This is a genomic window from Neobacillus canaveralius (assembly GCF_047237705.1).
Classification (GTDB): domain Bacteria; phylum Bacillota; class Bacilli; order Bacillales; family Cytobacillaceae; genus Neobacillus; species Neobacillus niacini_K.
Genome location: NZ_JBDFLL010000001.1, coordinates 686,452 through 713,391, shown reverse-complemented (window position 1 = coordinate 713,391; position 26,940 = coordinate 686,452). Strand labels below are relative to the sequence as shown.

The following is a 26,940-nucleotide window of genomic DNA, read 5'->3' as shown; positions in this document are numbered from 1 at the left end:
CTTTGTTGTGTCTTAAAAGAAGAAGAATATAAGGAAATTATCGGGAGAATAAAAAATTCACTTTAATATAAAAGGATGGTGCAAAACTGCACCATCCTTTTATATTAGATTCTATAGTACCTTACTCAAGAATGCTTTTGTTCGTTCATGCTGAGGGTTGCCGAATAACGCATTCGGTTCATTTTCTTCCACAATATAGCCGCCATCCATGAAAATAACTCGGTCTCCAACTTCTCTGGCAAAGCCCATTTCATGGGTAACAACGACCATCGTCATTCCCTCTATAGCAAGCTGCTTCATGACTTCTAAAACATCACCGACCATTTCCGGATCAAGTGCTGAAGTCGGTTCGTCAAATAGCATAATTTTCGGATTCATCGCTAGTGCCCTTGCAATTGCAACACGTTGCTTTTGTCCTCCGGATAGTTCTCCCGGGTAGCTATTTGATTTTTCTCTCAGTCCTACTTTATCTAGTAACTCAAGAGCTAATTTTTCCGCTGCAGACTTCTCTGTAGAATGAATCTTAATAGGTCCCAATGTGATGTTTTCTAGGACGGTTTTATGAGGGAATAGATTAAATTGTTGAAATACCATTCCAACCTCTTGTCTCACTTTGTTAAGATCGACTTTTTTGTCCGTTATATCATGTCCATTAATGACAACCTGTCCGCCAGTAATCTCTTCTAAGCGATTTAAGCAGCGTAGGAATGTACTCTTACCTGAACCAGAAGGCCCGATGACACAAATAACTTCTTTTTCCTTCACTTCTGCATTAATATCTTTCAAAACCTCTAGGTTACCAAATGATTTTTTCAAGTTTTTTACCGTGATCATGCTCATCGAAGTTGAAACCTCCTCTCAACGAAATTAGCAAGAAGTGTTAACAAGTAAATGACGATGAAGTAAATGACACCTACAGCCAGCCAAATCTTGAAAGCTTCAAATGTGGCTGAAGCTTGAATCTGTCCTTGCTGTGTTAAATCGGCAATACCAATGACCGATAAAAGCGAAGTATCTTTTAAGCTGATGATGGATTGATTCGTAATGGTTGGAAGCATTCTTCTAAAAGCCTGTGGAAGAATGATATAGCGCATTGTTTGTGCACCAGTAAAGCCAATCGATCTTGCCGCTTCCGTTTGTCCCTTATCAATTGATTGAATCCCGGCTCTAATAATTTCAGCAAAATAAGCCCCTGCATTGATCGCAACCGTAATGATACCGGCTGTGGTACTGTTTAAGGAAACGATTTGGAGTGAATTAACACCAAAATAGATAAAGAACAATTGCACAATAAATGGCGTTCCTCGAATGGCATCAACATAAGCCTTTGCAATCCAATTCAAGATCTTAATCGGTGCCAATCGGAATAAGGCGATTACTAAACCAATTAAAAAACCAATAATAATAGCGATCACAAATATATATAATGTTACTTGAAGTCCTTTTAATAACATCGGCAAAGCAGCAGAAATAATATCCATTCCTATCATCCCCTTTCAAAAAGAAGACGCGCTTGCTTTAAGCACGCCTTATCCTATTATTTTATTCACCAAGATACGTTTTTAATATTTTATCATATGTTCCATCTTTTTTAAGCTCAGCAAGTCCATTGTTAATTTTTTCTAATAACTCCTGGTTTTCACCTTTCAATACAGCAATTCCGTACTGATCTCCATTTAAACGATCTCCCACAAGTTTTAATCCTAGATCCTTCTGGGCAATCGCATAAGAGATAACAGGGTAATCTTCAATTAATGCATCTGCATTTCCATTGGATACTTCTTGGAACATCGCAGGACTATCGTTAAATTGAACAATTTCAATTCCTAGTTTTGAAGCATTATCTACTGCATATTTCGCACCTGACGTACCCTTTTTAACAGCAACTTTCTTCCCTTTAAGGTCATCAACGGATTTAATGGTTGAATTATCATCTTTAACAACAACGATTAATCCTGCGTCAAAATATGGTGTTGAGAAATCTACAATTTTCTTTCTATCTTCAGTAATACTCATACCTGCAATCGCAACATCAAGCTGGTTAGCTTGCATAGCTGGGATAATTCCGCCAAAGTCCATTGGAGAAAGTTCGATTTCAAATCCTTCCTTTTCCGCAATGGCATTAATCAATTCTATATCGATACCCTTATATTCGTCTCCTTCTTTAAATTCAAACGGAGGATAAGTTGTATCAACACCAACTTTATATACTTTTTCACTATTAGCACTTTCACTCGCTGTTTTATCGGTCCCGCATGCCGCAATAAATAGAGAAAGAACCAAAAACAACGTTAATAGACCAAACTTTTTCATTTCCTTCACTCCCCATATAAAAGTTATTAATATTACCGTAGTAATAAATTTATGACTTTAATAATATAGCATAAATTTAGCTAAAAATAATAGTGGCAATTATTGAAATATAACAAATTGATAGAAATCTGACGATGATATCCTTATGAACATAGCGATTGCAAACCTAAAAAAGCTATTTATATGAGAATAAACACACGAATTGAAATAAAAAAAACATAAATTGGGATGTAAAAATTCCATCATATTTTCATTTCTTCTCTATTAATAAGGAGCATGGTGAATGTCCTCTCTTCTGAATGTTATTTTCTGATTACTAATTTATTTCAGAAATATTATTGCAATATAAATGCCATGGATGTAACCGAACTAACACCTCCCTGTTCTTTTTCTCAGAAAATTCTATGTTACGATGATAAAAAAATTAGCAACCAAAGAACATGGAGGGTAAAAGAATGCTTAAGAAAATCATATCAATTTTAGCAGTTGCTGTACTCTCAGTAACTGTAAGTGCTAATGTACAAGCTGAAAGTATTACGGTTCAAAAAGGGGATACCCTATGGGCTCTATCAAGGACAAATAACATGTCTTTAGAAAATCTCCAAAAGATAAATAATCTTTCTACTGACCTTATTCATCCAGGGGATGTACTAACTGTCGCACCGGAAAAACAATATACGGTTATTCAGGACGACACATTATGGGACATTGCCATGGATCATCAGGTAACAGTTTCACAATTAAAAGAATGGAACCAATTACATACAGATCTCATCCATCCTGGATTAAATCTTGTCATCTTTGAAGGTTTCGAAACTACTAATATAGTATTAACCGCTCAACCAAAACAGGAAACTGCACCTGCAGCAGAAGCGCAAACTGAAAGTATACCTGCTGTAGAGGAGCAAGCGCCAGCACCTGCTGAAAGTGCACCCGCAGCAGAAGCGCAAGCGCCAGAACCAGCTGAAGTTGCACCTGTTGTAGAAGCAGCAGCACCTAGTACAAAAGAAATTACAGTAGAAGCGACAGCCTATACAGCTTCTTGTGAAGGCTGCTCAGGTATTACCGCAACTGGCATTAACCTTTTAGAAGACCCAAATCAAAAGGTCATCTCCGTTGACCCATCTGTTATTCCGCTTGGCAGTAAAGTGTATGTAGAAGGCTATGGTGAAGCAATTGCCGGAGATACGGGCGGCGCCATTAAAGGAAATAAAATTGATATATTTATTCCTTCCAAACAAGAAGCCATCAATTTTGGAAGAAAACAATTAAAGGTAACCATTTTAAACTAACAGGAATACACTGCAAAACCTGACCAATTAAGGGATTGCAGTGTTTTTTTTTCAAATAAACATGATAAAAAAAGTGCTTTAGTTTATTCCAAAATGCACTCAGTTTTAAACTTCCCTATAATACTCAAATGAAACTAACAAAAAAAGGAATAAACTCCAAGCAAAAAAAATTTAAATTCTCTATTGCGGCGACATTTATATTCTGCTAATATGAAATAGCGTTGTTATTGGAAAGCTGTTATTCATTATATCTTTGAGTCTTTCCAAGCAGATAATTTTTGACCACTTCCCTAAAGAAGTTAAGGCCATACGGACAGCCGGGTCAAATGCCGATTGGCAACTTTAGTTGCCTTATTGATTGAGTTAAAAGCTCAAATTTTATAAGTTGGTTACTTTACAACCAGTGCAGATGCACACAACTTGTGAAACGGTCAATAAGAGTAGTAAAAGTGATTATTTGCTATATAGACTCTGATCCTATAAAGATATATTTTGAATATTAGTAAGCTTTCTTTCATAATGTCCTAGGACTTTTATGCTAAGGGTATACCCACGTTTTAGGGGATACTATGCTTATAATATTGATTAGATATCTAAACAAGTGTTGTGCGCTGTCTAGCGTTTTTTCACTTGTTTTTTTTGTTGGGAAAAAAATCTATTTAGTTGGGAGATAGGAGAATGGGAAAAGCACTTATCATTGGTGCCGGCGGCGTGGCATCAGTAGCAGTTCATAAATGTGTACAAAACAGTGAAGTATTTGAAGAGATTTGTATTGCAAGTCGTACGAAATCAAAATGCGATGATTTAAAAGCAAAATTAGATGGCACAACTAAAACAAAAATTACCACTGCTCAAGTAGACGCAGACAATGTAGATGAGTTAATTGCATTAATCAATGAAGTAAAACCAGATATCGTAATGAATTTAGCATTACCATATCAAGACTTAACTATTATGGATGCTTGTCTTGCAACAAAGACAAACTATATGGATACAGCAAACTACGAACCAGAAGATACAGCAAAATTTGAATACAAATGGCAATGGGATTACAAAGAGCGCTTTGAAAAGGCTGGAATTACAGCTCTTTTAGGCAGCGGCTTTGACCCAGGTGTAACAGGCGTATTCTCTGCTTATGCGTTAAAACATTATTTTGATGAAATTGAATATATCGACATTCTTGACTGCAACGGCGGCGACCATGGATATCCATTTGCAACAAACTTTAACCCTGAAATCAATATCCGTGAAGTTTCTGCGAACGGCCGTTATTGGGAAAATGGTGAATGGATCGAAACTGAACCAATGGAAATCAAACGCGAATATAACTTCGCTGAGGTTGGACAAAAGGATATGTACTTGCTTTACCACGAAGAGCTTGAATCTCTTGCGAAAAACATGCCAGGACTTAAGCGTATCCGTTTCTTTATGACATTTGGTCAAAGCTATATTACACACCTTAAAGCTCTTGAAAATGTAGGAATGACTTCTATCGAACCAATTGAATTCGAAGGAAAACAAATCATTCCGCTTCAGTTCTTGAAGGCTGTATTACCAGATCCTGCTTCTCTTGGACCACGTACAGTAGGAAAAACAAATATCGGCTGTATCTTCCAAGGAAAAAAAGACGGAAAACCGGTAAAGTATTATGTTTACAACGTTTGTGACCACCAAGAGTGCTACAGAGAAGTTGGTTCTCAAGCAATCTCTTATACAACAGGTGTTCCGGCAATGATCGGTGCAGCAATGGTTATGACTGGAAAGTGGAATAAACCAGGCGTATTCAATATTGAAGAATTTAATCCAGATCCATTCATGGAAGAGTTAAACAAATGGGGACTTCCATGGGTAGAAGATTTTAATCCTGTGCTTGTAGATAAGCCAGTAAACGAAAAAGAGTTGGAGCAGGTTCGATAAAATGCGTTTCGAAGAATTACCAACACCATGTTATGTAGTCGATGAAGGTCTTCTAGAGAAGAACCTGAAAATCCTGAACGGTGTCATGGAACGTACAGGAGCTAAAATCGTTTTAGCACAAAAAGCATTTTCTATGACAACAATGTATCCCCTCATTGGAAAGTATTTAAGCGGTACAACAGCAAGCGGATTATTCGAGGCACGTCTTGGTCACGAGGAAATGGGCAAAGAAAATCATGTCTTTGCCCCTGCCTACCGTGAAGATGAAATTGACGAGATTATATCCATTTGTGATCATATTATTTTTAATTCCTTCTCACAGTTGGAAAAGTTTAAAGATAAAGCCCTTCAAGCTGGCAGAAAAATCGGCTTGCGCATCAATCCTGAATGTTCGACGCAAGTTGGACATGAAATCTATGATCCATGTTCACCAGGTTCTAGATTCGGTGTGAGAAAAGAAGATTTCCGCCCCGATTTACTAGATGGTGTTTCAGGCTTACACTTCCATACCCTTTGTCAGCAAAACTCTGACGATTTAGAGACCACTCTAAATGCATTCGAAGAAAAGTTTGGAGAATATCTCCCGCAAATGGAATGGATTAACTTTGGCGGCGGCCACCATATTACAAGAGAAGATTATGATATTCCTCGTTTAGAAAAATGCATTAGAAGAATGCAGGAGAAGTACGGATTAGAAGTATATCTTGAGCCAGGTGAAGCGATCGCGCTAAATGCAGGCTATTTAATCACTTCTGTCCTTGACCTCCACCGTAATGGAATTGAGATTGCCATTCTTGACACTTCTGCAACTTGTCATATGCCTGACGTACTGGAAATGCCTTATCGTCCACCACTGTTTGGTTCAGGTGAAGCAGGCGAAAAGCCTTTTACCTATCGTCTTGGCGGACAAACTTGCCTGACCGGTGATGTAATCGGTGATTATTCTTTTGATCAGCCTTTAAAGAGCGGTGATCGTTTAGTATTTGGTGATATGGCCATCTATACAATGGTGAAAAACACTACATTCAACGGTATGCCTTTACCAGCAATAGCTGTTCAGGACAAAGATGGCGACTGTCGTATTGTCCGTGAATTTGGCTATCAGGATTTTAAAATGAGATTAGCTTAAATAGTTCGTAAAACCAGATTCTGAAAAAGGGTCTGGTTTTTTTATATGCTGTGTTACAACTGAATGTTGATTTTACTGTGTTAGGAAAATAAGCGGAGAATTTCCGTTTAAATTAGGAAATACCCATATTTCCTTATAAATAAACGGAGTTTTTCCGCCTATCGTATCCAAATCCTTGGATTTTGTCTTATTTAAAGCAGGTAACCGGAATATCTCCGCTTATATCCGCTACTTAAGCTTCCTCTATATATAATAGCCGGAAATTCTCCGCCTATGGATTCTCAACCTCAACAATAAATAATCAAAGAGCCCTTTTTTTAAAATATGTCCATTAAATAGTAACAATATAGTGAAGCTTTATCCCATTAATGAGGTATAATAGAAAGAAATTGGAAAAAGAAGATGATATTTTGATATGTAAAAGCCTGGAGTTCAAAAATAATTTTGGACAAAAGATTAAAGTCATGGATATCCCTGTATTAGATACAAGCAATCAGTACTATTTTGTGATACAAGTTCGATTACAGCGATATATTACACTTCTTAATAGTCAGCCTCAAGAAAAAAACAGCCATTCTTTCCGTGAACATTTGAAACGAAAAATGAACTGGGTTGAATTTAAGGAATTATACAGTATTCAAGTCTTTAAAAATAACGCATAATCTCTACATAGGGTCTACTTCCACATCTGGGGGCGGACCTTTTTTCTTTTTAGATACTCTATCCCCCTTTCATTTCTCATCAGTATCACTCCAGAACCTCTACACATCTTAATGAGAAAAACAGGCTTATTTGAGAACAGACTATTTAAGGTGATCAAATGATTTAGGGTTACCCTGAAAATATATAACAGAAAAAATAAAACATAATGGTTGACAAGATGGGTGCTTTTATATAATAATAAACATTGTATTAGAATTATTCTAATTTAGTTATTAGTATTTGATGTTAACAATTCTCAAAATTATTTTTAGGAGGAAATAGATTATGTCATTAATCGGTAAAGAAGTACAAGCATTCACAGCAAACGCGTATCAAAATGGAGATTTCATCACTGTTTCAGAAGAAAACTTTAAAGGTAAATGGAGTGTTGTTTGCTTTTACCCAGCAGATTTCACATTCGTATGCCCTACTGAATTAGAAGACTTACAAAATGAATACGCAACATTAAAAGATCTTGGCGTTGAAGTATACTCTGTATCAACAGATACTCACTTCACACACAAAGCATGGCACGATCACTCACCAGCTATCAGCAAAATCGAATATATTATGATTGGTGACCCTTCTCAAAAACTTACTCGCGCATTTGATGTACTTGATGAAGAAGAAGGTCTTGCTCAACGCGGAACGTTCATCATCGATCCAGACGGCGTAGTACAAGCTATGGAAATCAACGCAGACGGTATCGGCCGTGACGCTAGCACACTTGTTAACAAAATTAAAGCAGCTCAATATGTTCGCAACAATCCAGGTGAAGTTTGCCCAGCTAAATGGCAAGAAGGTTCTGAAACACTTAAGCCAAGCCTTGACCTAGTAGGAAAAATTTAAGGAGTAGATAAAAATGTTACTAGATGCAGATATAAAAGCTCAGTTAACCCAGTATCTTCAACTGATGGAAGGCGATATTCTTCTAAAAGTTAGCGCAGGAACCGATAACGTATCTCGCGACATGTTGCTTTTAATAGATGAATTGGCAACCATGTCACCTAACATTAAGGTTGAAAAAACAGAACTAGAGAGAACACCAAGCTTTAGTGTAAATCGTATCGGCGAAGACACTGGAGTAACGTTTGCTGGTATTCCTCTAGGACATGAATTTACTTCCTTAGTGTTGGCTCTCTTGCAGGTTAGCGGAAGAGCGCCAAAGGTAGAACAAAAAGTAATCGATCAAATCAAAGCTATCAAAGGTGAATATCACTTTGAATCATATATCAGCCTGACTTGCCACAACTGTCCTGATGTTGTACAAGCCCTAAACTTAATGAGCATTCTCAACCCTGGTATTACCCATACCATGATTGATGGTGCAGCTTTCAAAGCTGAAGTGGAAAGCAAGAACATCATGGCAGTTCCAACTGTTTTCCTAAATGGAGAATCGTTTGGCAGCGGCCGTATGACAATTGAAGAAATTCTCGCTAAAATGGGCACAGGTCCAGATGCAGCTGAGCTTTCTAATAAAGAGCCATACGATGTCCTTGTTGTCGGCGGCGGCCCTGCTGGTGCAAGTGCAGCAATTTATGCAGCACGTAAAGGTATTCGCACAGGGATTGTGGCTGAACGCTTTGGCGGTCAGGTAATGGACACGATGGGTATTGAGAACTTTATCGGTACGAAATATACAGAAGGTCCTAAACTTGCAGCAAGCCTTGAAGAGCATGTGAAAGATTATGGCGTAGATGTTCTAAACTTGCAACGTGCGAAACGTTTAGAAAGAAATGAACTTGTTGAAATTGAACTCGAAAACGGTGCTGTTCTTAAAAGTAAAGCCGTTATCCTTTCAACTGGTGCACGCTGGCGTAATGTTGGTGTCCCTGGTGAAGCTGAGTTCAAAAACAAAGGTGTAGCTTACTGCCCACACTGTGATGGTCCATTGTTTGCAGGAAAACGTGTAGCTGTTATTGGCGGCGGTAATTCCGGTATTGAAGCGGCTATCGACCTTGCTGGTATCGTTAAGCATGTTACAGTACTTGAGTTCGCAGCTGAGCTAAAGGCCGATTCAGTGCTTCAAGATCGTCTATACAGCTTGCCGAATGTAACAGTTATTTTAAATGCTCAAACAAAAGAAATTCACGGTACTGACAAAGTAAATGGAATTTCCTATATGGATCGTGAAACAGAACAAGTTAAGCACATTGAATTAGAAGGTATTTTCGTTCAAATTGGTCTTGTACCAAACACTGATTGGTTAGAGGGTACCCTTGAGCGCACTCGCTTCGGTGAGATTATTGTGGACAAGCACGGTGCTACTAGCATCCCAGGCGTATATGCGGCTGGTGACTGTACAGATAGTGCCTACAAGCAAATCATTATTTCAATGGGTTCCGGTGCTACCGCTGCATTAGGTGCATTCGATTATTTAATCCGTAATTAATCTCTTCAAGGAAAAGTCGCTGTACTATCTTTACTGATAGTATAGCGGCTTTTTTCTTTCTTTTCCGGCCTTCTCTCCCCCTCCCCATCTAAAAGAATAGTATTTTCAATTCTAAGACAACCTAATAATAGACCTAAATTTTTCTTCGAGTGATTATGACGCTAACCATATAGAGTTGATGAAGGGAGATTGATCCGTGAAACTATATCAAGTAAGAAAAGGACAATTTGTATATTACAACAATGAGTTACACAAGGTATACGGGGTAAAACCCATGTATAAACTGTCCGTGCACCTTATTAAGCTTAGGGATTTAACACAGCATATTACCAATGCTGCAAGCGTAGAAAAATACAAGCCAACGGAAAATGACAGTTTTATTTTTAACCATAAGGCATATACGCTAAAAAAGGATCGAAGAGCTGAATCTGGAGATTATATTTTAATACATAATCCATTGCCCGATTCCCTTGATACTTATACATTAAATGAAATTGAATTGGTTGAAACGGCGGATAACAAAGGGGTTATCACAAGTAATTCTCACGGAGTCAAACATAATGAGTATTTATTAATGGTACCAGGCCGTGCTGCTGACAGCAGTCGTATCGATTATCAAAACAAGGAAAATGCTGAAGAGGAGAGCCTGATAGACATCGAGCCAGGTATGCCTACCAGCGAACTACTGCCGTCTTTAGGAGACATCTATAAAAAGAAAGACAATAACTCAATAGTTGAAGCAATGGTGGTCGCCATTAAAGACCAAACGGTATACCTTGGAGGCGGATTAGAGATTACACAGGAAGAGTTGATGAACAGTGAAAAGTGGGAATTTCTCTATAACCTCCTTGATAAGTGATGTACTTTCAAAAACTTTATCTGACACCAAGCATTACTAGGAGGTTTCTATGAACAGCAATAATAATAAAGGAAACAGTGTGTTTATTATTTCATTATTACTAACGTTCATTTTTATTGTTTGGGGAGTCTTTTTTACCGAAAATCTCACCAAAGTTACCGATATAATCTATAATGGTTCGATTGATTACCTTGGGTGGGTGTATCTTGGTGCTACCCTCTTCTTTGTAATCTTTTCCATCTATTTGTTGTTCTCTAAATATGGTGATATTCGGCTGGGCAAGAAGACAGACCGTCCTGATTTTAACACGGCCTCTTGGCTTGCGATGTTATTCGGTGCTGGGATGGGAATCGGAATTGTGTACTGGAGTGTCGCCGAACCTGTAACGCACTATACAACCCCTCCTTATGGGGAAGGATATACGGTTGACGCAGCCAACACGGCAATGAAATATACCTTTTTCCATTGGGGTCTTGATCCATGGGCTATTTACACGGTCATTGGTCTAGCTCTGGCATTTTTCCAATATAACAAAAGGCTGCCCGCAGCCATAAGTTCGGCCTTCCATCCAATCTTAGGGGATAGAATTTATGGGCCTATTGGAAAAACCATAGATATCCTTTCAATCTTTGCCACAGTCTTTGGGATCGCAACCTCATTAGGTCTTGGTGCCATGCAGGTTACAGCCGGAATGCATGAAATATTCGGTGTTCCCAATGAGTTATTTGTTCAAATGATTGTGATTGTTGTCGCAACAGTTATTTTTATTATTTCCATCAATACAGGATTAGAAAGGGGTATTCAATACCTATCCAATGCTGCGATGATTCTATCTTTTCTGATCATGCTGCTGATTATGATTGTGGGTCCAACTCTGACTATAATTAAGGTTTTCTTTAATACGACTGGTCTTTATATTAGTGACTTTATACATATGAGTTTAAGGTTAAAGCCTTTTGGTGAAGGGGAATGGATTGCCTCCTGGACACTATTTTATTGGGCATGGTGGATTGCTTGGGCACCTTTTGTTGGTATGTTTATTGCAAGGGTTTCAAAAGGAAGAACAGTAAGGGAATTTGTGATTGGCGTGTTGGTTGTGCCTACCCTGGGAACATGTCTCTGGATGTCGATCTTTGGCGGCTCAGCACTTGAATTGGTTCAAAACACAGGCAGCCATGACCTGGCAAAAAAGATTACCGAGGACGTTTCATTGTCAATCTTCACATTCTTTGATTATCTTCCATTAAGTTCTGTGCTAAGTATTTTAGGGTTTGCTGTCGTAGCAATTTATTATATAACTGTCGCCGATACAGCCACATTTGTATTAGGAATGCTAAGTGAAGGCGGCACGTTAAATCCATCGAATAAAATTAAAATGACATGGGGTGTCATTCAATCCGCTTTAGCTGCTGTATTGCTTTTAGCTGGCGGGCTGAATGTATTACAAACAGCTTCCATTGCAGCTGCACTCCCTTTTGCGATCATCATGATCGTCATGTGCTTTTCATTGGTGAAAGGATTGAAAAGTGAAGTTGAAGTACAAAGAGGAAATAAAAGAAACGTGTACCCCTCCTAAAGGGTCTTTAATGTGAAAAATAATCCAAAAGATTTGACGATTGAGCTGACTGAAAAACCAAGAATGTATATGATATTGAAAAAACCCCCTTTAAGAAAATGATTATTTCTTAAAGGGGGTTTTTTAACTATTTTTAAAAGGAACAGGCTAACCGTCCTTAACTTGAAAAAATGGCTCCGCAGGTAGGACTCGAACCTACGACCGATCGGTTAACAGCCGATAGCTCTACCACTGAGCTACTGCGGAATAATAACAAATTATTTTGCTTCGCAAAAAATTCTGGTGGGCCTAAATGGACTCGAACCATCGACCTCACGCTTATCAGGCGTGCGCTCTAACCAGCTGAGCTATAGGCCCAAAATTGGAGCGGGTGATGAGAATCGAACTCACAACATCAGCTTGGAAGGCTGAGGTTTTACCACTAAACTACACCCGCATATTAAAATTTGGAGGCAACACCCGGATTTGAACCGGGGATAAAGGTTTTGCAGACCTCTGCCTTACCACTTGGCTATGCTGCCCAAACTTTTAAAGAGCTAACCCAATTTATTAAAATTCATTGGGGCGACTGATGGGAATCGAACCCACGAATGCCTGAACCACAATCAGGTGCGTTAACCACTTCGCCACAATCGCCATAATGGTTATTTTTAACTTCAGCAAAAAACCTAGGATATTTTCAAACGAAAATAACTTGGTGGAGGGGGACGGATTCGAACCGCCGAACCCAGAGGGAGCGGATTTACAGTCCGCCGCGTTTAGCCACTTCGCTACCCCTCCAAATATAAAAGACAAAAAAAGTTTAAAAAAATGATGGCTCAGGACGGAATCGAACCGCCGACACAAGGATTTTCAGTCCTTTGCTCTACCGACTGAGCTACTGAGCCATACAATCTATATCTATATCAACAGTAGAGTTACCCTACTGATATAAAAAATGGCGGTCCGGACGGGACTCGAACCCGCGACCTCCTGCGTGACAGGCAGGCATTCTAACCAACTGAACTACCGGACCAAAGTTTTTTCAAGTATTTTTCTTGAAAATAACTTAATTGCGGGGACAGGATTTGAACCTGCGACCTTCGGGTTATGAGCCCGACGAGCTACCAGACTGCTCCACCCCGCGACAATAAAAATATTAAATTATATCCATGCCCCTAGTTTAGGACTGTATCAATCTCAGTAAGACTATTCAAGCAGCAACTCGATTGATACAACTCGCAGTTAATTCATTGAAGCAATGCTCGTTGCTCCACCCCGCGACAATAAGAATATAGAAATTATGGAGGAGGAAGAGGGATTCGAACCCCCGCGCGGTTTGACCCGCCTGTCGGTTTTCAAGACCGATCCCTTCAGCCGAACTTGGGTATTCCTCCGAATAAGTGGAGCCTAGCGGGATCGAACCGCTGACCTCCTGCGTGCAAAGCAGGCGCTCTCCCAGCTGAGCTAAGGCCCCATTTTGTTATTAAAAGCATGGTCGGGAAGACAGGATTCGAACCTGCGACCCCTTGGTCCCAAACCAAGTGCTCTACCAAGCTGAGCTACTTCCCGTATTATATGGCGCGCCCGAAAGGAGTCGAACCCATAACCTTCTGATCCGTAGTCAGACACTCTATCCAATTGAGCTACGGGCGCATTTTAATGAAAGTTATTTTTCTCCGAAAAATAACTTGGTGCCGAGGACCGGAATCGAACCGGTACGGTAGTCACCTACCGCAGGATTTTAAGTCCTGTGCGTCTGCCAGTTCCGCCACCCCGGCAACATTGGAGCGGAAGACGGGATTCGAACCCGCGACCCCCACCTTGGCAAGGTGGTGTTCTACCACTGAACTACTTCCGCATATATGGAAGATTATTTTGCTTAGCAAAAATTCTTGGTTATTTTCTAACGAAAATAACTTGGTGCGGGTGAAGGGAGTCGAACCCCCACGCCTTGCGGCGCCAGATCCTAAGTCTGGTGCGTCTGCCAATTCCGCCACACCCGCATATTAAAATGGAAAGTTATTTTCGCCTTCGCGAAAAAACTTTGGTTATTTTCTAACGAAAATAACTTGGTGAGCCATGAAGGACTCGAACCTTCGACCCTCTGATTAAAAGTCAGATGCTCTACCAACTGAGCTAATGGCTCGAATAATGAGATTTATCTAAACTCATTTTCTCTGCTTAAAATCCCTTTCGGGATTTTGCGCATGCTTCCGATGATGTAAAATCAACGTAGCAAGAAGCATGGTGCCGGCGAGAGGACTTGAACCCCCAACCTACTGATTACAAGTCAGTTGCTCTACCAATTGAGCTACCCCGGCGTATCAAAGATAAACTTCATTTCTTGAAATTAAATTGGTGGAGGATGACGGGATCGAACCGCCGACCCTCTGCTTGTAAGGCAGATGCTCTCCCAGCTGAGCTAATCCTCCATATAGATGGAACATTATTTTCGCTATCGCGAGAAAATGTTGGTGACCCCTACGGGATTCGAACCCGTGTTACCTCCGTGAAAGGGAGGTGTCTTAACCACTTGACCAAGGGGCCGTAATAATATTTGAGGCAAAAAAATAGCCCCAAAGGGGTAGCCTGGCAACGTCCTACTCTCACAGGGACAAAGTCCCAACTACCATCGGCGCTGAGAAGCTTAACTTCCGTGTTCGGTATGGGAACGGGTGTGACCTTCTCGCCTTAATTACCAGACTATTTTATTGAGGTATCATTCCCTCAAAACTAGATAATCAGAAGAAGTTTGTAAAACGAGTTCGCTTTTAAAAATTGGTTAAGTCCTCGAACGATTAGTATCAGTCAGCTCCACATGTTACCACGCTTCCACCTCTGACCTATCAACCTGATCATCTTTCAGGGTTCTTACTAGCTTGACGCTATGGGAAATCTCATCTTGAGGGGGGCTTCATGCTTAGATGCTTTCAGCACTTATCCCGTCCGCACATAGCTACCCAGCGATGCCTTTGGCAAGACAACTGGTACACCAGCGGTGCGTCCATCCCGGTCCTCTCGTACTAAGGACAGCTCCTCTCAAATTTCCTGCGCCCACGACGGATAGGGACCGAACTGTCTCACGACGTTCTGAACCCAGCTCGCGTACCGCTTTAATGGGCGAACAGCCCAACCCTTGGGACCGACTACAGCCCCAGGATGCGATGAGCCGACATCGAGGTGCCAAACCTCCCCGTCGATGTGGACTCTTGGGGGAGATAAGCCTGTTATCCCCGGGGTAGCTTTTATCCGTTGAGCGATGGCCCTTCCATGCGGAACCACCGGATCACTAAGCCCGACTTTCGTCCCTGCTCGACTTGTAGGTCTCGCAGTCAAGCTCCCTTGTGCCTTTACACTCTGCGAATGATTTCCAACCATTCTGAGGGAACCTTTGGGCGCCTCCGTTACTCTTTAGGAGGCGACCGCCCCAGTCAAACTGCCCACCTGACACTGTCTCCCACCCCGATAAGGGGTGCGGGTTAGAATTTCAATACAGCCAGGGTAGTATCCCACCGACGCCTCCACCGAAGCTAGCGCTCCGGTTTCTCAGGCTCCTACCTATCCTGTACAAGCTGTACCAAAATTCAATATCAGGCTACAGTAAAGCTCCACGGGGTCTTTCCGTCCTGTCGCGGGTAACCTGCATCTTCACAGGTACTATAATTTCACCGAGTCTCTCGTTGAGACAGTGCCCAGATCGTTACGCCTTTCGTGCGGGTCGGAACTTACCCGACAAGGAATTTCGCTACCTTAGGACCGTTATAGTTACGGCCGCCGTTTACTGGGGCTTCGATTCAGAGCTTCGCTTGCGCTAACCCCTCCTCTTAACCTTCCAGCACCGGGCAGGCGTCAGCCCCTATACTTCGCCTTGCGGCTTCGCAGAGACCTGTGTTTTTGCTAAACAGTCGCCTGGGCCTATTCACTGCGGCTCTTCGAGGCTATTCACCTCAAAAAGCACCCCTTCTCCCGAAGTTACGGGGTCATTTTGCCGAGTTCCTTAACGAGAGTTCTCTCGCACACCTTAGGATTCTCTCCTCGCCTACCTGTGTCGGTTTGCGGTACGGGCACCTTTTATCTCGCTAGAGGCTTTTCTTGGCAGTGTGGAATCAGGAACTTCGGTACTATATTTCCCTCGCCATCACAGCTCAGCCTTCACGGTAAGCGGATTTTCCTACTTACCAGCCTAACTGCTTGGACGCGCATATCCAACAGCGCGCTTACCCTATCCTCCTGCGTCCCCCCATCACTCAAACGATAAAGAGGTGGTACAGGAATATCAACCTGTTGTCCATCGCCTACGCCTTTCGGCCTCGGCTTAGGTCCCGACTAACCCTGAGAGGACGAGCCTTCCTCAGGAAACCTTAGGCATACGGTGGACGGGATTCTCACCCGTCTTTCGCTACTCATACCGGCATTCTCACTTCTAAGCGCTCCACCAGTCCTTACGGTCTAGCTTCAACGCCCTTAGAACGCTCTCCTACCACTGACACCATACGGTGTCAATCCACAGCTTCGGTGTTACGTTTAGCCCCGGTACATTTTCGGCGCAGAGTCACTCGACCAGTGAGCTATTACGCACTCTTTAAATGGTGGCTGCTTCTAAGCCAACATCCTGGTTGTCTAAGCAACTCCACATCCTTTTCCACTTAACGTAAACTTTGGGACCTTAGCTGGTGGTCTGGGCTGTTTCCCTTTTGACTACGGATCTTATCACTCGCAGTCTGACTCCCACGGATAAGTCTTTGGCATTCGGAGTTTGTCTGAATTCGGTAACCCGATGAGGGCCCCTAGTCCAAACAGTGCTCTACCTCCAAGACTCTTACAACGTGAGGCTAGCCCTAAAGCTATTTCGGAGAGAACCAGCTATCTCCAAGTTCGATTGGAATTTCTCCGCTACCCACACCTCATCCCCGCACTTTTCAACGTGCGTGGGTTCGGGCCTCCAGTAAGTGTTACCTCACCTTCACCCTGGACATGGGTAGATCACCTGGTTTCGGGTCTACGACCACATACTCATACGCCCTATTCAGACTCGCTTTCGCTGCGGCTCCGTCTCTTCAACTTAACCTTGCATGGGATCGTAACTCGCCGGTTCATTCTACAAAAGGCACGCTATCACCCATTAACGGGCTCTAACTACTTGTAGGCACACGGTTTCAGGATCTATTTCACTCCCCTTCCGGGGTGCTTTTCACCTTTCCCTCACGGTACTGGTTCACTATCGGTCACTAGGGAGTATTTAGCCTTGGGAGATGGTCCTCCCAGCTTCCGACCGGATTTCTCGTGTCCGGCCGTACTCAGGATCCACTCAGGAGGGAACGAAGTTTCAACTACAGGGTTTTTACCTTCTATGACGGACCTTTCCAAGTCGCTTCATCTACCCCGTTCCTTTGTAACTCCATGTTGAGTGTCCTACAACCCCAAGAGGCAAGCCTCTTGGTTTGGGCTATGTCCCGTTTCGCTCGCCGCTACTCAGGGAATCGCGTTTGCTTTCTCTTCCTCCGGGTACTTAGATGTTTCAGTTCCCCAGGTCTGCCTTCAATACCCTATGTATTCAGGTAAAGATACTGCTCCATTACGAGCAGTGGGTTCCCCCATTCGGAAATCTCCGGATCAAAGCTTACTTACAGCTCCCCGAAGCATATCGGTGTTAGTCCCGTCCTTCATCGGCTCCTAGTGCCAAGGCATCCACCGTGCGCCCTTTCTAACTTAACCTAAAAGGTTATTTTCTTCTTATTAATAAGAGAGAAAAACTAAAATGGCAATTCTCGGTTTTACTTTGACTTCTTCTTACGATTATCTAGTTTTCAAGGAACGAATGTTTCGAGAGAAAATTACTCTCTCAAAACTAAACAAACAAGTAACAGTCAACGTTTTATCAGTCCACATGGACTGCATTATCCTTAGAAAGGAGGTGATCCAGCCGCACCTTCCGATACGGCTACCTTGTTACGACTTCACCCCAATCATCTGTCCCACCTTAGGCGGCTGGCTCCTTGCGGTTACCCCACCGACTTCGGGTGTTACAAACTCTCGTGGTGTGACGGGCGGTGTGTACAAGGCCCGGGAACGTATTCACCGCGGCATGCTGATCCGCGATTACTAGCGATTCCGGCTTCATGTAGGCGAGTTGCAGCCTACAATCCGAACTGAGAATGGTTTTATGGGATTGGCTTAACCTCGCGGTTTTGCAGCCCTTTGTACCATCCATTGTAGCACGTGTGTAGCCCAGGTCATAAGGGGCATGATGATTTGACGTCATCCCCACCTTCCTCCGGTTTGTCACCGGCAGTCACCTTAGAGTGCCCAACTGAATGCTGGCAACTAAGATCAAGGGTTGCGCTCGTTGCGGGACTTAACCCAACATCTCACGACACGAGCTGACGACAACCATGCACCACCTGTCACTCTGTCCCCCGAAGGGGAAAGTCCTATCTCTAGGAGTGTCAGAGGATGTCAAGACCTGGTAAGGTTCTTCGCGTTGCTTCGAATTAAACCACATGCTCCACCGCTTGTGCGGGCCCCCGTCAATTCCTTTGAGTTTCAGCCTTGCGGCCGTACTCCCCAGGCGGAGTGCTTAATGCGTTAGCTGCAGCACTAAAGGGCGGAAACCCTCTAACACTTAGCACTCATCGTTTACGGCGTGGACTACCAGGGTATCTAATCCTGTTTGCTCCCCACGCTTTCGCGCCTCAGCGTCAGTTACAGACCAGAAAGCCGCCTTCGCCACTGGTGTTCCTCCACATCTCTACGCATTTCACCGCTACACGTGGAATTCCGCTTTCCTCTTCTGTACTCAAGTCCCCCAGTTTCCAATGACCCTCCACGGTTGAGCCGTGGGCTTTCACATCAGACTTAAAGGACCGCCTGCGCGCGCTTTACGCCCAATAATTCCGGACAACGCTTGCCACCTACGTATTACCGCGGCTGCTGGCACGTAGTTAGCCGTGGCTTTCTGGTTAGGTACCGTCAAGGTACCGGCAGTTACTCCGGTACTTGTTCTTCCCTAACAACAGAGCTTTACGACCCGAAGGCCTTCATCGCTCACGCGGCGTTGCTCCGTCAGACTTTCGTCCATTGCGGAAGATTCCCTACTGCTGCCTCCCGTAGGAGTCTGGGCCGTGTCTCAGTCCCAGTGTGGCCGATCACCCTCTCAGGTCGGCTACGCATCGTCGCCTTGGTGAGCCGTTACCTCACCAACTAGCTAATGCGCCGCGGGCCCATCTGTAAGTGTCAGCGTAAACCGACTTTCAGCTTTTCCACATGAGAGGAAAAGGATTATCCGGTATTAGCTCCGGTTTCCCGAAGTTATCCCAGTCTTACAGGCAGGTTGCCCACGTGTTACTCACCCGTCCGCCGCTAACCAAGAGGTGCAAGCACCTCAAGATTCGCTCGACTTGCATGTATTAGGCACGCCGCCAGCGTTCGTCCTGAGCCAGGATCAAACTCTCCAAGAAAGTTGATTAGCTCATTTGTTACGTTGGCTTAGCTTTTATAAAAAGCTAAAAAATTGTTTGTTGACGTTCTTGTTTGTTTAGTTTTCAAAGAGCAATTATTTAAAGCGACAAAAACTATCATACCATGCTGATTCATTAGTGTCAACATAAAATCACTTTAATTTTTTTATATTGAATGTCTTCACGAAGCAGCTTTTCAATAATAACACCGTTGGTGTATTAATGCAATATAAAGTTTTTATCTTTTTCTCTATTAAAAGAGAATCAAAAGACTAAAAGTCTTTCGCCTGGCAACGTCCTACTCTCACAGGGACAAAGTCCCAACTACCATCGGCGCTGAGAAGCTTAACTTCCGTGTTCGGTATGGGAACGGGTGTGACCTTCTCGCCATTGCTGCCAGACTATTTTGTTGAGGTATCATTCCCTCAAAACTAGATAATACAGAAGAAGTTTGTAAAACGAGTTCGCCTTTAAAAATTGGTTAAGTCCTCGAACGATTAGTATCAGTCAGCTCCACATGTTACCACGCTTCCACCTCTGACCTATCAACCTGATCATCTTTCAGGGTTCTTACTAGCTTGACGCTATGGGAAATCTCATCTTGAGGGGGGCTTCATGCTTAGATGCTTTCAGCACTTATCCCGTCCGCACATAGCTACCCAGCGATGCCTTTGGCAAGACAACTGGTACACCAGCGGTGCGTCCATCCCGGTCCTCTCGTACTAAGGACAGCTCCTCTCAAATTTCCTGCGCCCACGACGGATAGGGACCGAACTGTCTCACGACGTTCTGAACCCAGCTCGCGTACCGCTTTAATGGGCGAACAGCCCAACCCTTGGGACCGACTACAGCCCCAGGATGCGATGAGCCGACATCGAGGTGCCAAACCTCCCCGTCGATGTGGACTCTTGGGGGAGATAAGCCTGTTATCCCCGGGGTAGCTTTTATCCGTTGAGCGATGGCCCTTCCATGCGGAACCACCGGATCACTAAGCCCGACTTTCGTCCCTGCTCGACTTGTAGGTCTCGCAGTCAAGCTCCCTTGTGCCTTTACACTCTGCGAATGATTTCCAACCATTCTGAGGGAACCTTTGGGCGCCTCCGTTACTCTTTAGGAGGCGACCGCCCCAGTCAAACTGCCCACCTGACACTGTCTCCCACCCCGATAAGGGGTGCGGGTTAGAATTTCAATACAGCCAGGGTAGTATCCCACCGACGCCTCCACCGAAGCTAGCGCTCCGGTTTCTCAGGCTCCTACCTATCCTGTACAAGCTGTACCAAAATTCAATATCAGGCTACAGTAAAGCTCCACGGGGTCTTTCCGTCCTGTCGCGGGTAACCTGCATCTTCACAGGTACTATAATTTCACCGAGTCTCTCGTTGAGACAGTGCCCAGATCGTTACGCCTTTCGTGCGGGTCGGAACTTACCCGACAAGGAATTTCGCTACCTTAGGACCGTTATAGTTACGGCCGCCGTTTACTGGGGCTTCGATTCAGAGCTTCGCTTGCGCTAACCCCTCCTCTTAACCTTCCAGCACCGGGCAGGCGTCAGCCCCTATACTTCGCCTTGCGGCTTCGCAGAGACCTGTGTTTTTGCTAAACAGTCGCCTGGGCCTATTCACTGCGGCTCTTCGAGGCTATTCACCTCAAAAAGCACCCCTTCTCCCGAAGTTACGGGGTCATTTTGCCGAGTTCCTTAACGAGAGTTCTCTCGCACACCTTAGGATTCTCTCCTCGCCTACCTGTGTCGGTTTGCGGTACGGGCACCTTTTATCTCGCTAGAGGCTTTTCTTGGCAGTGTGGAATCAGGAACTTCGGTACTATATTTCCCTCGCCATCACAGCTCAGCCTTCACGGTAAGCGGATTTTCCTACTTACCAGCCTAACTGCTTGGACGCGCATATCCAACAGCGCGCTTACCCTATCCTCCTGCGTCCCCCCATCACTCAAACGATAAAGAGGTGGTACAGGAATATCAACCTGTTGTCCATCGCCTACGCCTTTCGGCCTCGGCTTAGGTCCCGACTAACCCTGAGAGGACGAGCCTTCCTCAGGAAACCTTAGGCATACGGTGGACGGGATTCTCACCCGTCTTTCGCTACTCATACCGGCATTCTCACTTCTAAGCGCTCCACCAGTCCTTACGGTCTAGCTTCAACGCCCTTAGAACGCTCTCCTACCACTGACACCATACGGTGTCAATCCACAGCTTCGGTGTTACGTTTAGCCCCGGTACATTTTCGGCGCAGAGTCACTCGACCAGTGAGCTATTACGCACTCTTTAAATGGTGGCTGCTTCTAAGCCAACATCCTGGTTGTCTAAGCAACTCCACATCCTTTTCCACTTAACGTAAACTTTGGGACCTTAGCTGGTGGTCTGGGCTGTTTCCCTTTTGACTACGGATCTTATCACTCGCAGTCTGACTCCCACGGATAAGTCTTTGGCATTCGGAGTTTGTCTGAATTCGGTAACCCGATGAGGGCCCCTAGTCCAAACAGTGCTCTACCTCCAAGACTCTTACAACGTGAGGCTAGCCCTAAAGCTATTTCGGAGAGAACCAGCTATCTCCAAGTTCGATTGGAATTTCTCCGCTACCCACACCTCATCCCCGCACTTTTCAACGTGCGTGGGTTCGGGCCTCCAGTAAGTGTTACCTCACCTTCACCCTGGACATGGGTAGATCACCTGGTTTCGGGTCTACGACCACATACTCATACGCCCTATTCAGACTCGCTTTCGCTGCGGCTCCGTCTCTTCAACTTAACCTTGCATGGGATCGTAACTCGCCGGTTCATTCTACAAAAGGCACGCTATCACCCATTAACGGGCTCTAACTACTTGTAGGCACACGGTTTCAGGATCTATTTCACTCCCCTTCCGGGGTGCTTTTCACCTTTCCCTCACGGTACTGGTTCACTATCGGTCACTAGGGAGTATTTAGCCTTGGGAGATGGTCCTCCCAGCTTCCGACCGGATTTCTCGTGTCCGGCCGTACTCAGGATCCACTCAGGAGGGAACGAAGTTTCAACTACAGGGTTTTTACCTTCTATGACGGACCTTTCCAGGTCGCTTCATCTACCCCGTTCCTTTGTAACTCCATGTTGAGTGTCCTACAACCCCAAGAGGCAAGCCTCTTGGTTTGGGCTATGTCCCGTTTCGCTCGCCGCTACTCAGGGAATCGCGTTTGCTTTCTCTTCCTCCGGGTACTTAGATGTTTCAGTTCCCCAGGTCTGCCTTCAATACCCTATGTATTCAGGTAAAGATACTGCTCCATTACGAGCAGTGGGTTCCCCCATTCGGAAATCTCCGGATCAAAGCTTACTTACAGCTCCCCGAAGCATATCGGTGTTAGTCCCGTCCTTCATCGGCTCCTAGTGCCAAGGCATCCACCGTGCGCCCTTTCTAACTTAACCTAAAAGGTTATTTTCTTCTTATTAATAAGAGAGAAAAACTAAAATGGCAATTCTCGGTTTTACTTTGACTTCTTCTTACGATTATCTAGTTTTCAAGGAACGAATGTTTCGAGAGAAAATTACTCTCTCAAAACTAAACAAACAAGTAACAGTCAACGTTTTATCAGTCCACATGGACTGCATTATCCTTAGAAAGGAGGTGATCCAGCCGCACCTTCCGATACGGCTACCTTGTTACGACTTCACCCCAATCATCTGTCCCACCTTAGGCGGCTGGCTCCTTGCGGTTACCCCACCGACTTCGGGTGTTACAAACTCTCGTGGTGTGACGGGCGGTGTGTACAAGGCCCGGGAACGTATTCACCGCGGCATGCTGATCCGCGATTACTAGCGATTCCGGCTTCATGTAGGCGAGTTGCAGCCTACAATCCGAACTGAGAATGGTTTTATGGGATTGGCTTAACCTCGCGGTTTTGCAGCCCTTTGTACCATCCATTGTAGCACGTGTGTAGCCCAGGTCATAAGGGGCATGATGATTTGACGTCATCCCCACCTTCCTCCGGTTTGTCACCGGCAGTCACCTTAGAGTGCCCAACTGAATGCTGGCAACTAAGATCAAGGGTTGCGCTCGTTGCGGGACTTAACCCAACATCTCACGACACGAGCTGACGACAACCATGCACCACCTGTCACTCTGTCCCCCGAAGGGGAAAGTCCTATCTCTAGGAGTGTCAGAGGATGTCAAGGCCTGGTAAGGTTCTTCGCGTTGCTTCGAATTAAACCACATGCTCCACCGCTTGTGCGGGCCCCCGTCAATTCCTTTGAGTTTCAGCCTTGCGGCCGTACTCCCCAGGCGGAGTGCTTAATGCGTTAGCTGCAGCACTAAAGGGCGGAAACCCTCTAACACTTAGCACTCATCGTTTACGGCGTGGACTACCAGGGTATCTAATCCTGTTTGCTCCCCACGCTTTCGCGCCTCAGCGTCAGTTACAGACCAGAAAGCCGCCTTCGCCACTGGTGTTCCTCCACATCTCTACGCATTTCACCGCTACACGTGGAATTCCGCTTTCCTCTTCTGTACTCAAGTCCCCCAGTTTCCAATGACCCTCCACGGTTGAGCCGTGGGCTTTCACATCAGACTTAAAGGACCGCCTGCGCGCGCTTTACGCCCAATAATTCCGGACAACGCTTGCCACCTACGTATTACCGCGGCTGCTGGCACGTAGTTAGCCGTGGCTTTCTGGTTAGGTACCGTCAAGGTACCGGCAGTTACTCCGATACTTGTTCTTCCCTAACAACAGAGCTTTACGACCCGAAGGCCTTCATCGCTCACGCGGCGTTGCTCCGTCAGACTTTCGTCCATTGCGGAAGATTCCCTACTGCTGCCTCCCGTAGGAGTCTGGGCCGTGTCTCAGTCCCAGTGTGGCCGATCACCCTCTCAGGTCGGCTACGCATCGTCGCCTTGGTGAGCCGTTACCTCACCAACTAGCTAATGCGCCGCGGGCCCATCTGTAAGTGTCAGCGTAAACCGACTTTCAGCTTTTCCACATGAGAGGAAAAGGATTATCCGGTATTAGCTCCGGTTTCCCGAAGTTATCCCAGTCTTACAGGCAGGTTGCCCACGTGTTACTCACCCGTCCGCCGCTAACCAAGAGGTGCAAGCACCTCAAGATTCGCTCGACTTGCATGTATTAGGCACGCCGCCAGCGTTCGTCCTGAGCCAGGATCAAACTCTCCAAGAAAGTTGATTAGCTCATTTGTTACGTTGGCTTAGTTTTTATAAAAAACTAAAAAATTGTTTTGTTGACGTTCTTGTTTGTTTAGTTTTCAAAGAGCAATGAACACGCCTTAAGCGACAGTGATATTATCTTATCACATCTCTATTAATATTTCAATATAATAATTTAACTTTTTTTCATTCTTGCTTTCAACTAGTAAAACCGGCGTTAAAAGCAACTTCCTAATATTAGCACCTTCAATTCAAATATGCAACAAAAAGTTTTCTTTTTTTCCGAAATAACATTACTCCAATACTATACTTAGGATAACAATGCTTGTTTAATGTAAGCAACAACCAAAACTGAGTCCTTATGCAATCAAATAAACCTACAATATTAATTACTTTGATTAATAAAAATTAATAAAAAGGGGTTCGAATTGGATTTTAAAACTTACCCTTCTGAACAATATCGTAAGGCTCCTTCTACATCAACCATGCCTTAGGTGCATTAAATTACTTCATGCGACGAAAATAACACAAAAACACTGCAAAACCTTTATCTATATGGTGTTGCAGTGTTTTTGGTGCTTAAACAAGCATTTAATCAACCTAAGAACCATTCTCCTCCTCGAGTATTCTTTTCCTATATTCAGTAGGTGAACAACCGTTATATTTCTTAAAAATGGTACTAAAATAAGTAGAATTATTAAAACCAACTTGGTCAGAGATTTCATAGGAAAGGTATCCGGACACCTTTAAAAGGTATTTCGCCTTTTCAATTCTGAAAGAAGTTAAATAATCTACAAAGGTCTGTCCCGTTTCTTGCTTGAATAAGATACTAAAATAGCTGTTACTAATGTTGACATAGCGTGCAACCGCTTCTATTGAAAGATCGGGATTTTGATGGTGCTGATGAATATACAGCTTAGCTTTTTCAATGATATAAGCGTATTTTCCAAATTTCCTTTCATTTATATAATCAGCAATTTTAAACAACATAACTAAGAGTTTATCTTCTACCCTTTCAATAGTTGGATTGGAAGCAAGCTGCTTGAATTCCTCTAAAGGATGATGAAATACTTCCTCCACATTTCCTCCAATTTCCTTTAATGCTTTAATGGCAGACATATAAATATTACTAATAATCAATTGAGAATAAAGGTAAGAATCACGGCCGGTATTTTTAAGTTCAGACATTAATTGGTTAATATCCTTTTGGAGACGTGGCTTATCTGTAAAATCCAATGAGTAGATTAGGTCGTAATCCTTGTTATTTATCACATTTGAATATGCTGTTACTCGATCTTTGATGCTGTTATAATCAATGTCCTGTCCATTGCCTAATATAAATTTATATTCTAAGGCTTCTAAGGCTTCTTCGTACGATTGAGAAAGTTGAAGGATAGAAGGATAAATATTTCCTAAACCGATAGTAATTGACGCATTGACCTCATCTCTAATTCTGTTACAGATTGTGCTCCTCTTGCTTTTAACATCCGCTTCATGAGTACCTAAGATAAGGAACGTGTATTCCCTTTGATTCATTTCGATGATAAAGATTTCTTTTTCTCTTTCAAACTGCTCTTTGTTTAGGAAAGTTTCATTTGTAATTTCAGATTCATCTAATTGGACAAGTAAAGCAGTATTGTACCCAAACTCTATAATCTCTAACTCTTTTATTTTTTCCTCAACAGCATCTCTATCAAACTTTTTAAAAATCAAATCCTTAAAAAAGCCTTCTTGCAAAATAGACCGAATGTTTTCTACTTTTTCTTTTAGTACTTGTACATCTTTTTCTTTTTCCATCTTTACCGCAAAATCTGCATTGATTTTCGTTAAAATTTGTTCCAAGTAATCCAATTCTATAGGTTTAAGAATAAAATCAAACGCTCCTAATTTCACAGCTTTCTGAGCATATTGAAATTCATCATATCCACTGATGATAATAATATACGTGTTGTCATTTTCAGCTTTTACTTTTTCCAGAAGCTCTAAACCGTCCATAAAAGGCATTTTAATATCTGTCAATATTACCTGAGGCTTGTGTTTCGAAAAGATCTCCAATGCCTCTTCTCCATCTTCCGCTTCTCCAATTACACGCATATTAAAATTGTTCCAATCCACACTATGCAAGATCCCTTGCCGAATCATATCCTCATCATCAACCAATAGAACATCTATCACTTT

Annotated in this window: 12 protein-coding genes, 20 tRNA genes and 6 rRNA genes; 8 read left to right on the top strand and 30 right to left on the bottom strand. The window is 43.5% G+C overall.

Features of this window, described 5'->3' with window-relative positions; all coding sequences use genetic code 11:
- Positions 1-111: 111 nt before the first annotated feature.
- The 3 genes from ABC255_RS03470 to ABC255_RS03460 form a co-directional block, all read right to left on the bottom strand.
- Entirely contained in the window at positions 112-840 is a 729-nt protein-coding gene (locus ABC255_RS03470) for an amino acid ABC transporter ATP-binding protein (RefSeq protein ID WP_412991348.1), read from the bottom strand.
- On the bottom strand, positions 837-1,481 hold the full coding sequence (locus tag ABC255_RS03465) for an amino acid ABC transporter permease (RefSeq protein WP_412991347.1): 645 nt from the start codon (positions 1,479-1,481) through the stop codon (positions 837-839). Before ABC255_RS03465 ends, ABC255_RS03470 begins: the two co-directional genes overlap by 4 nt.
- Positions 1,482-1,542: 61 nt before the next feature.
- On the bottom strand, positions 1,543-2,313 hold the full coding sequence (locus tag ABC255_RS03460; protein ID WP_412991346.1) for a transporter substrate-binding domain-containing protein: 771 nt from the start codon (positions 2,311-2,313) through the stop codon (positions 1,543-1,545).
- A gap of 455 nt (positions 2,314-2,768) precedes the next feature.
- Here ABC255_RS03460 and ABC255_RS03455 point away from each other — a divergent pair, with 455 nt between their 5' ends.
- The 8 genes from ABC255_RS03455 to ABC255_RS03420 all read left to right on the top strand — a co-directional run bounded on the left by ABC255_RS03455 (position 2,769) and on the right by ABC255_RS03420 (position 12,180).
- Positions 2,769-3,605: a LysM peptidoglycan-binding and 3D domain-containing protein gene (locus tag ABC255_RS03455; RefSeq protein WP_412991345.1), complete on the top strand. Its 837-nt coding sequence runs from the start codon at positions 2,769-2,771 to the stop codon at positions 3,603-3,605.
- A 678-nt stretch (positions 3,606-4,283) separates the two neighbouring features.
- On the top strand, positions 4,284-5,522 hold the full coding sequence (locus ABC255_RS03450; RefSeq protein ID WP_412991344.1) for a saccharopine dehydrogenase family protein: 1,239 nt from the start codon (positions 4,284-4,286) through the stop codon (positions 5,520-5,522).
- A 1-nt stretch (position 5,523) separates the two neighbouring features.
- Positions 5,524-6,651 carry a carboxynorspermidine decarboxylase gene (nspC, locus tag ABC255_RS03445; protein ID WP_412991343.1) on the top strand — a complete coding sequence of 376 codons (1,128 nt, stop codon included), beginning with the start codon at positions 5,524-5,526 and terminating at the stop codon, positions 6,649-6,651.
- Between the two features lie 389 nt (positions 6,652-7,040).
- Entirely contained in the window at positions 7,041-7,313 is a 273-nt protein-coding gene (locus tag ABC255_RS03440; protein ID WP_412991342.1) for a DUF2535 family protein, read from the top strand.
- A gap of 325 nt (positions 7,314-7,638) precedes the next feature.
- Positions 7,639-8,202 carry an alkyl hydroperoxide reductase subunit C gene (ahpC, locus tag ABC255_RS03435; protein ID WP_179594882.1) on the top strand — a complete coding sequence of 188 codons (564 nt, stop codon included), beginning with the start codon at positions 7,639-7,641 and terminating at the stop codon, positions 8,200-8,202.
- 13 nt (positions 8,203-8,215) lie between these two features.
- On the top strand, positions 8,216-9,745 hold the full coding sequence (ahpF, locus tag ABC255_RS03430) for an alkyl hydroperoxide reductase subunit F (protein WP_412991341.1): 1,530 nt from the start codon (positions 8,216-8,218) through the stop codon (positions 9,743-9,745).
- Positions 9,746-9,941: 196 nt separating this feature from the next.
- On the top strand, positions 9,942-10,604 hold the full coding sequence (locus ABC255_RS03425) for a hypothetical protein (protein ID WP_412991340.1): 663 nt from the start codon (positions 9,942-9,944) through the stop codon (positions 10,602-10,604).
- A 49-nt stretch (positions 10,605-10,653) separates the two neighbouring features.
- On the top strand, positions 10,654-12,180 hold the full coding sequence (locus ABC255_RS03420) for a glycine betaine uptake BCCT transporter (protein WP_412991339.1): 1,527 nt from the start codon (positions 10,654-10,656) through the stop codon (positions 12,178-12,180).
- Between the two features lie 171 nt (positions 12,181-12,351).
- On the opposite strand, the gene ABC255_RS03415 is transcribed toward ABC255_RS03420, so the two are convergent.
- The 27 genes from ABC255_RS03415 to ABC255_RS03285 form a co-directional block, all read right to left on the bottom strand.
- Positions 12,352-12,426, bottom strand: a tRNA-Asn gene (locus tag ABC255_RS03415).
- 34 nt (positions 12,427-12,460) lie between these two features.
- Positions 12,461-12,537: transfer RNA gene (locus ABC255_RS03410), tRNA-Ile, on the bottom strand.
- A gap of 5 nt (positions 12,538-12,542) precedes the next feature.
- A tRNA-Gly gene (locus ABC255_RS03405) sits at positions 12,543-12,616 on the bottom strand.
- Positions 12,617-12,627: 11 nt separating this feature from the next.
- Positions 12,628-12,701, bottom strand: a tRNA-Cys gene (locus ABC255_RS03400).
- A 39-nt stretch (positions 12,702-12,740) separates the two neighbouring features.
- Positions 12,741-12,816: transfer RNA gene (locus tag ABC255_RS03395), tRNA-His, on the bottom strand.
- Between the two features lie 59 nt (positions 12,817-12,875).
- Positions 12,876-12,960, bottom strand: a tRNA-Tyr gene (locus ABC255_RS03390).
- Positions 12,961-12,994: 34 nt separating this feature from the next.
- A tRNA-Phe gene (locus tag ABC255_RS03385) sits at positions 12,995-13,067 on the bottom strand.
- 51 nt (positions 13,068-13,118) lie between these two features.
- Positions 13,119-13,195 (bottom strand) — tRNA-Asp (locus ABC255_RS03380).
- Between the two features lie 37 nt (positions 13,196-13,232).
- Positions 13,233-13,306, bottom strand: a tRNA-Met gene (locus tag ABC255_RS03375).
- A gap of 157 nt (positions 13,307-13,463) precedes the next feature.
- Positions 13,464-13,556: transfer RNA gene (locus tag ABC255_RS03370), tRNA-Ser, on the bottom strand.
- A gap of 7 nt (positions 13,557-13,563) precedes the next feature.
- A tRNA-Ala gene (locus ABC255_RS03365) sits at positions 13,564-13,636 on the bottom strand.
- Between the two features lie 18 nt (positions 13,637-13,654).
- Positions 13,655-13,731, bottom strand: a tRNA-Pro gene (locus ABC255_RS03360).
- A 7-nt stretch (positions 13,732-13,738) separates the two neighbouring features.
- Positions 13,739-13,815, bottom strand: a tRNA-Arg gene (locus ABC255_RS03355).
- A 36-nt stretch (positions 13,816-13,851) separates the two neighbouring features.
- Positions 13,852-13,940 (bottom strand) — tRNA-Leu (locus tag ABC255_RS03350).
- Positions 13,941-13,945: 5 nt separating this feature from the next.
- A tRNA-Gly gene (locus ABC255_RS03345) sits at positions 13,946-14,020 on the bottom strand.
- Between the two features lie 60 nt (positions 14,021-14,080).
- Positions 14,081-14,165 (bottom strand) — tRNA-Leu (locus tag ABC255_RS03340).
- Between the two features lie 67 nt (positions 14,166-14,232).
- A tRNA-Lys gene (locus tag ABC255_RS03335) sits at positions 14,233-14,308 on the bottom strand.
- A gap of 99 nt (positions 14,309-14,407) precedes the next feature.
- Positions 14,408-14,483, bottom strand: a tRNA-Thr gene (locus ABC255_RS03330).
- Between the two features lie 35 nt (positions 14,484-14,518).
- A tRNA-Val gene (locus tag ABC255_RS03325) sits at positions 14,519-14,594 on the bottom strand.
- 40 nt (positions 14,595-14,634) lie between these two features.
- A tRNA-Glu gene (locus ABC255_RS03320) sits at positions 14,635-14,709 on the bottom strand.
- Positions 14,710-14,749: 40 nt separating this feature from the next.
- Positions 14,750-14,865 (bottom strand): 5S ribosomal RNA (gene rrf / locus ABC255_RS03315).
- Positions 14,866-14,940: 75 nt separating this feature from the next.
- A 23S ribosomal RNA gene (locus tag ABC255_RS03310) occupies positions 14,941-17,877 on the bottom strand.
- 192 nt (positions 17,878-18,069) lie between these two features.
- A 16S ribosomal RNA gene (locus ABC255_RS03305) occupies positions 18,070-19,619 on the bottom strand.
- Positions 19,620-19,904: 285 nt separating this feature from the next.
- A 5S ribosomal RNA gene (gene rrf, locus ABC255_RS03300) occupies positions 19,905-20,020 on the bottom strand.
- Between the two features lie 76 nt (positions 20,021-20,096).
- A 23S ribosomal RNA gene (locus ABC255_RS03295) occupies positions 20,097-23,033 on the bottom strand.
- A gap of 192 nt (positions 23,034-23,225) precedes the next feature.
- Positions 23,226-24,775 (bottom strand): 16S ribosomal RNA (locus ABC255_RS03290).
- Together the 16S, 23S and 5S rRNA genes with 20 tRNA genes alongside form the textbook arrangement of a ribosomal RNA operon.
- Positions 24,776-25,362: 587 nt before the next feature.
- Positions 25,363-26,937 (bottom strand): response regulator, encoded by a 1,575-nt coding sequence (locus tag ABC255_RS03285; protein WP_412991338.1) that lies wholly within the window; start codon positions 26,935-26,937, stop codon positions 25,363-25,365.
- Positions 26,938-26,940: the final 3 nt, after the last annotated feature.

What these genes read in the sequence shown, in the direction of transcription:
- nspC (WP_412991343.1), top strand. Translation starts at nt 5,524, where the DNA reads ATGCGTTTCGAAGAATTACCAACACCATGTTATGTAGTCGATGAAGGT.
- ABC255_RS03460 (WP_412991346.1), bottom strand. Translation starts at nt 2,313, where the DNA reads ATGAAAAAGTTTGGTCTATTAACGTTGTTTTTGGTTCTTTCTCTATTT.
- ABC255_RS03470 (WP_412991348.1), bottom strand. Translation starts at nt 840, where the DNA reads ATGAGCATGATCACGGTAAAAAACTTGAAAAAATCATTTGGTAACCTA.
- ahpF (WP_412991341.1), top strand. Translation starts at nt 8,216, where the DNA reads ATGTTACTAGATGCAGATATAAAAGCTCAGTTAACCCAGTATCTTCAA.
- ABC255_RS03450 (WP_412991344.1), top strand. Translation starts at nt 4,284, where the DNA reads ATGGGAAAAGCACTTATCATTGGTGCCGGCGGCGTGGCATCAGTAGCA.
- ahpC (WP_179594882.1), top strand. Translation starts at nt 7,639, where the DNA reads ATGTCATTAATCGGTAAAGAAGTACAAGCATTCACAGCAAACGCGTAT.
- ABC255_RS03465 (WP_412991347.1), bottom strand. Translation starts at nt 1,481, where the DNA reads ATGGATATTATTTCTGCTGCTTTGCCGATGTTATTAAAAGGACTTCAA.
- ABC255_RS03455 (WP_412991345.1), top strand. Translation starts at nt 2,769, where the DNA reads ATGCTTAAGAAAATCATATCAATTTTAGCAGTTGCTGTACTCTCAGTA.
- ABC255_RS03420 (WP_412991339.1), top strand. Translation starts at nt 10,654, where the DNA reads ATGAACAGCAATAATAATAAAGGAAACAGTGTGTTTATTATTTCATTA.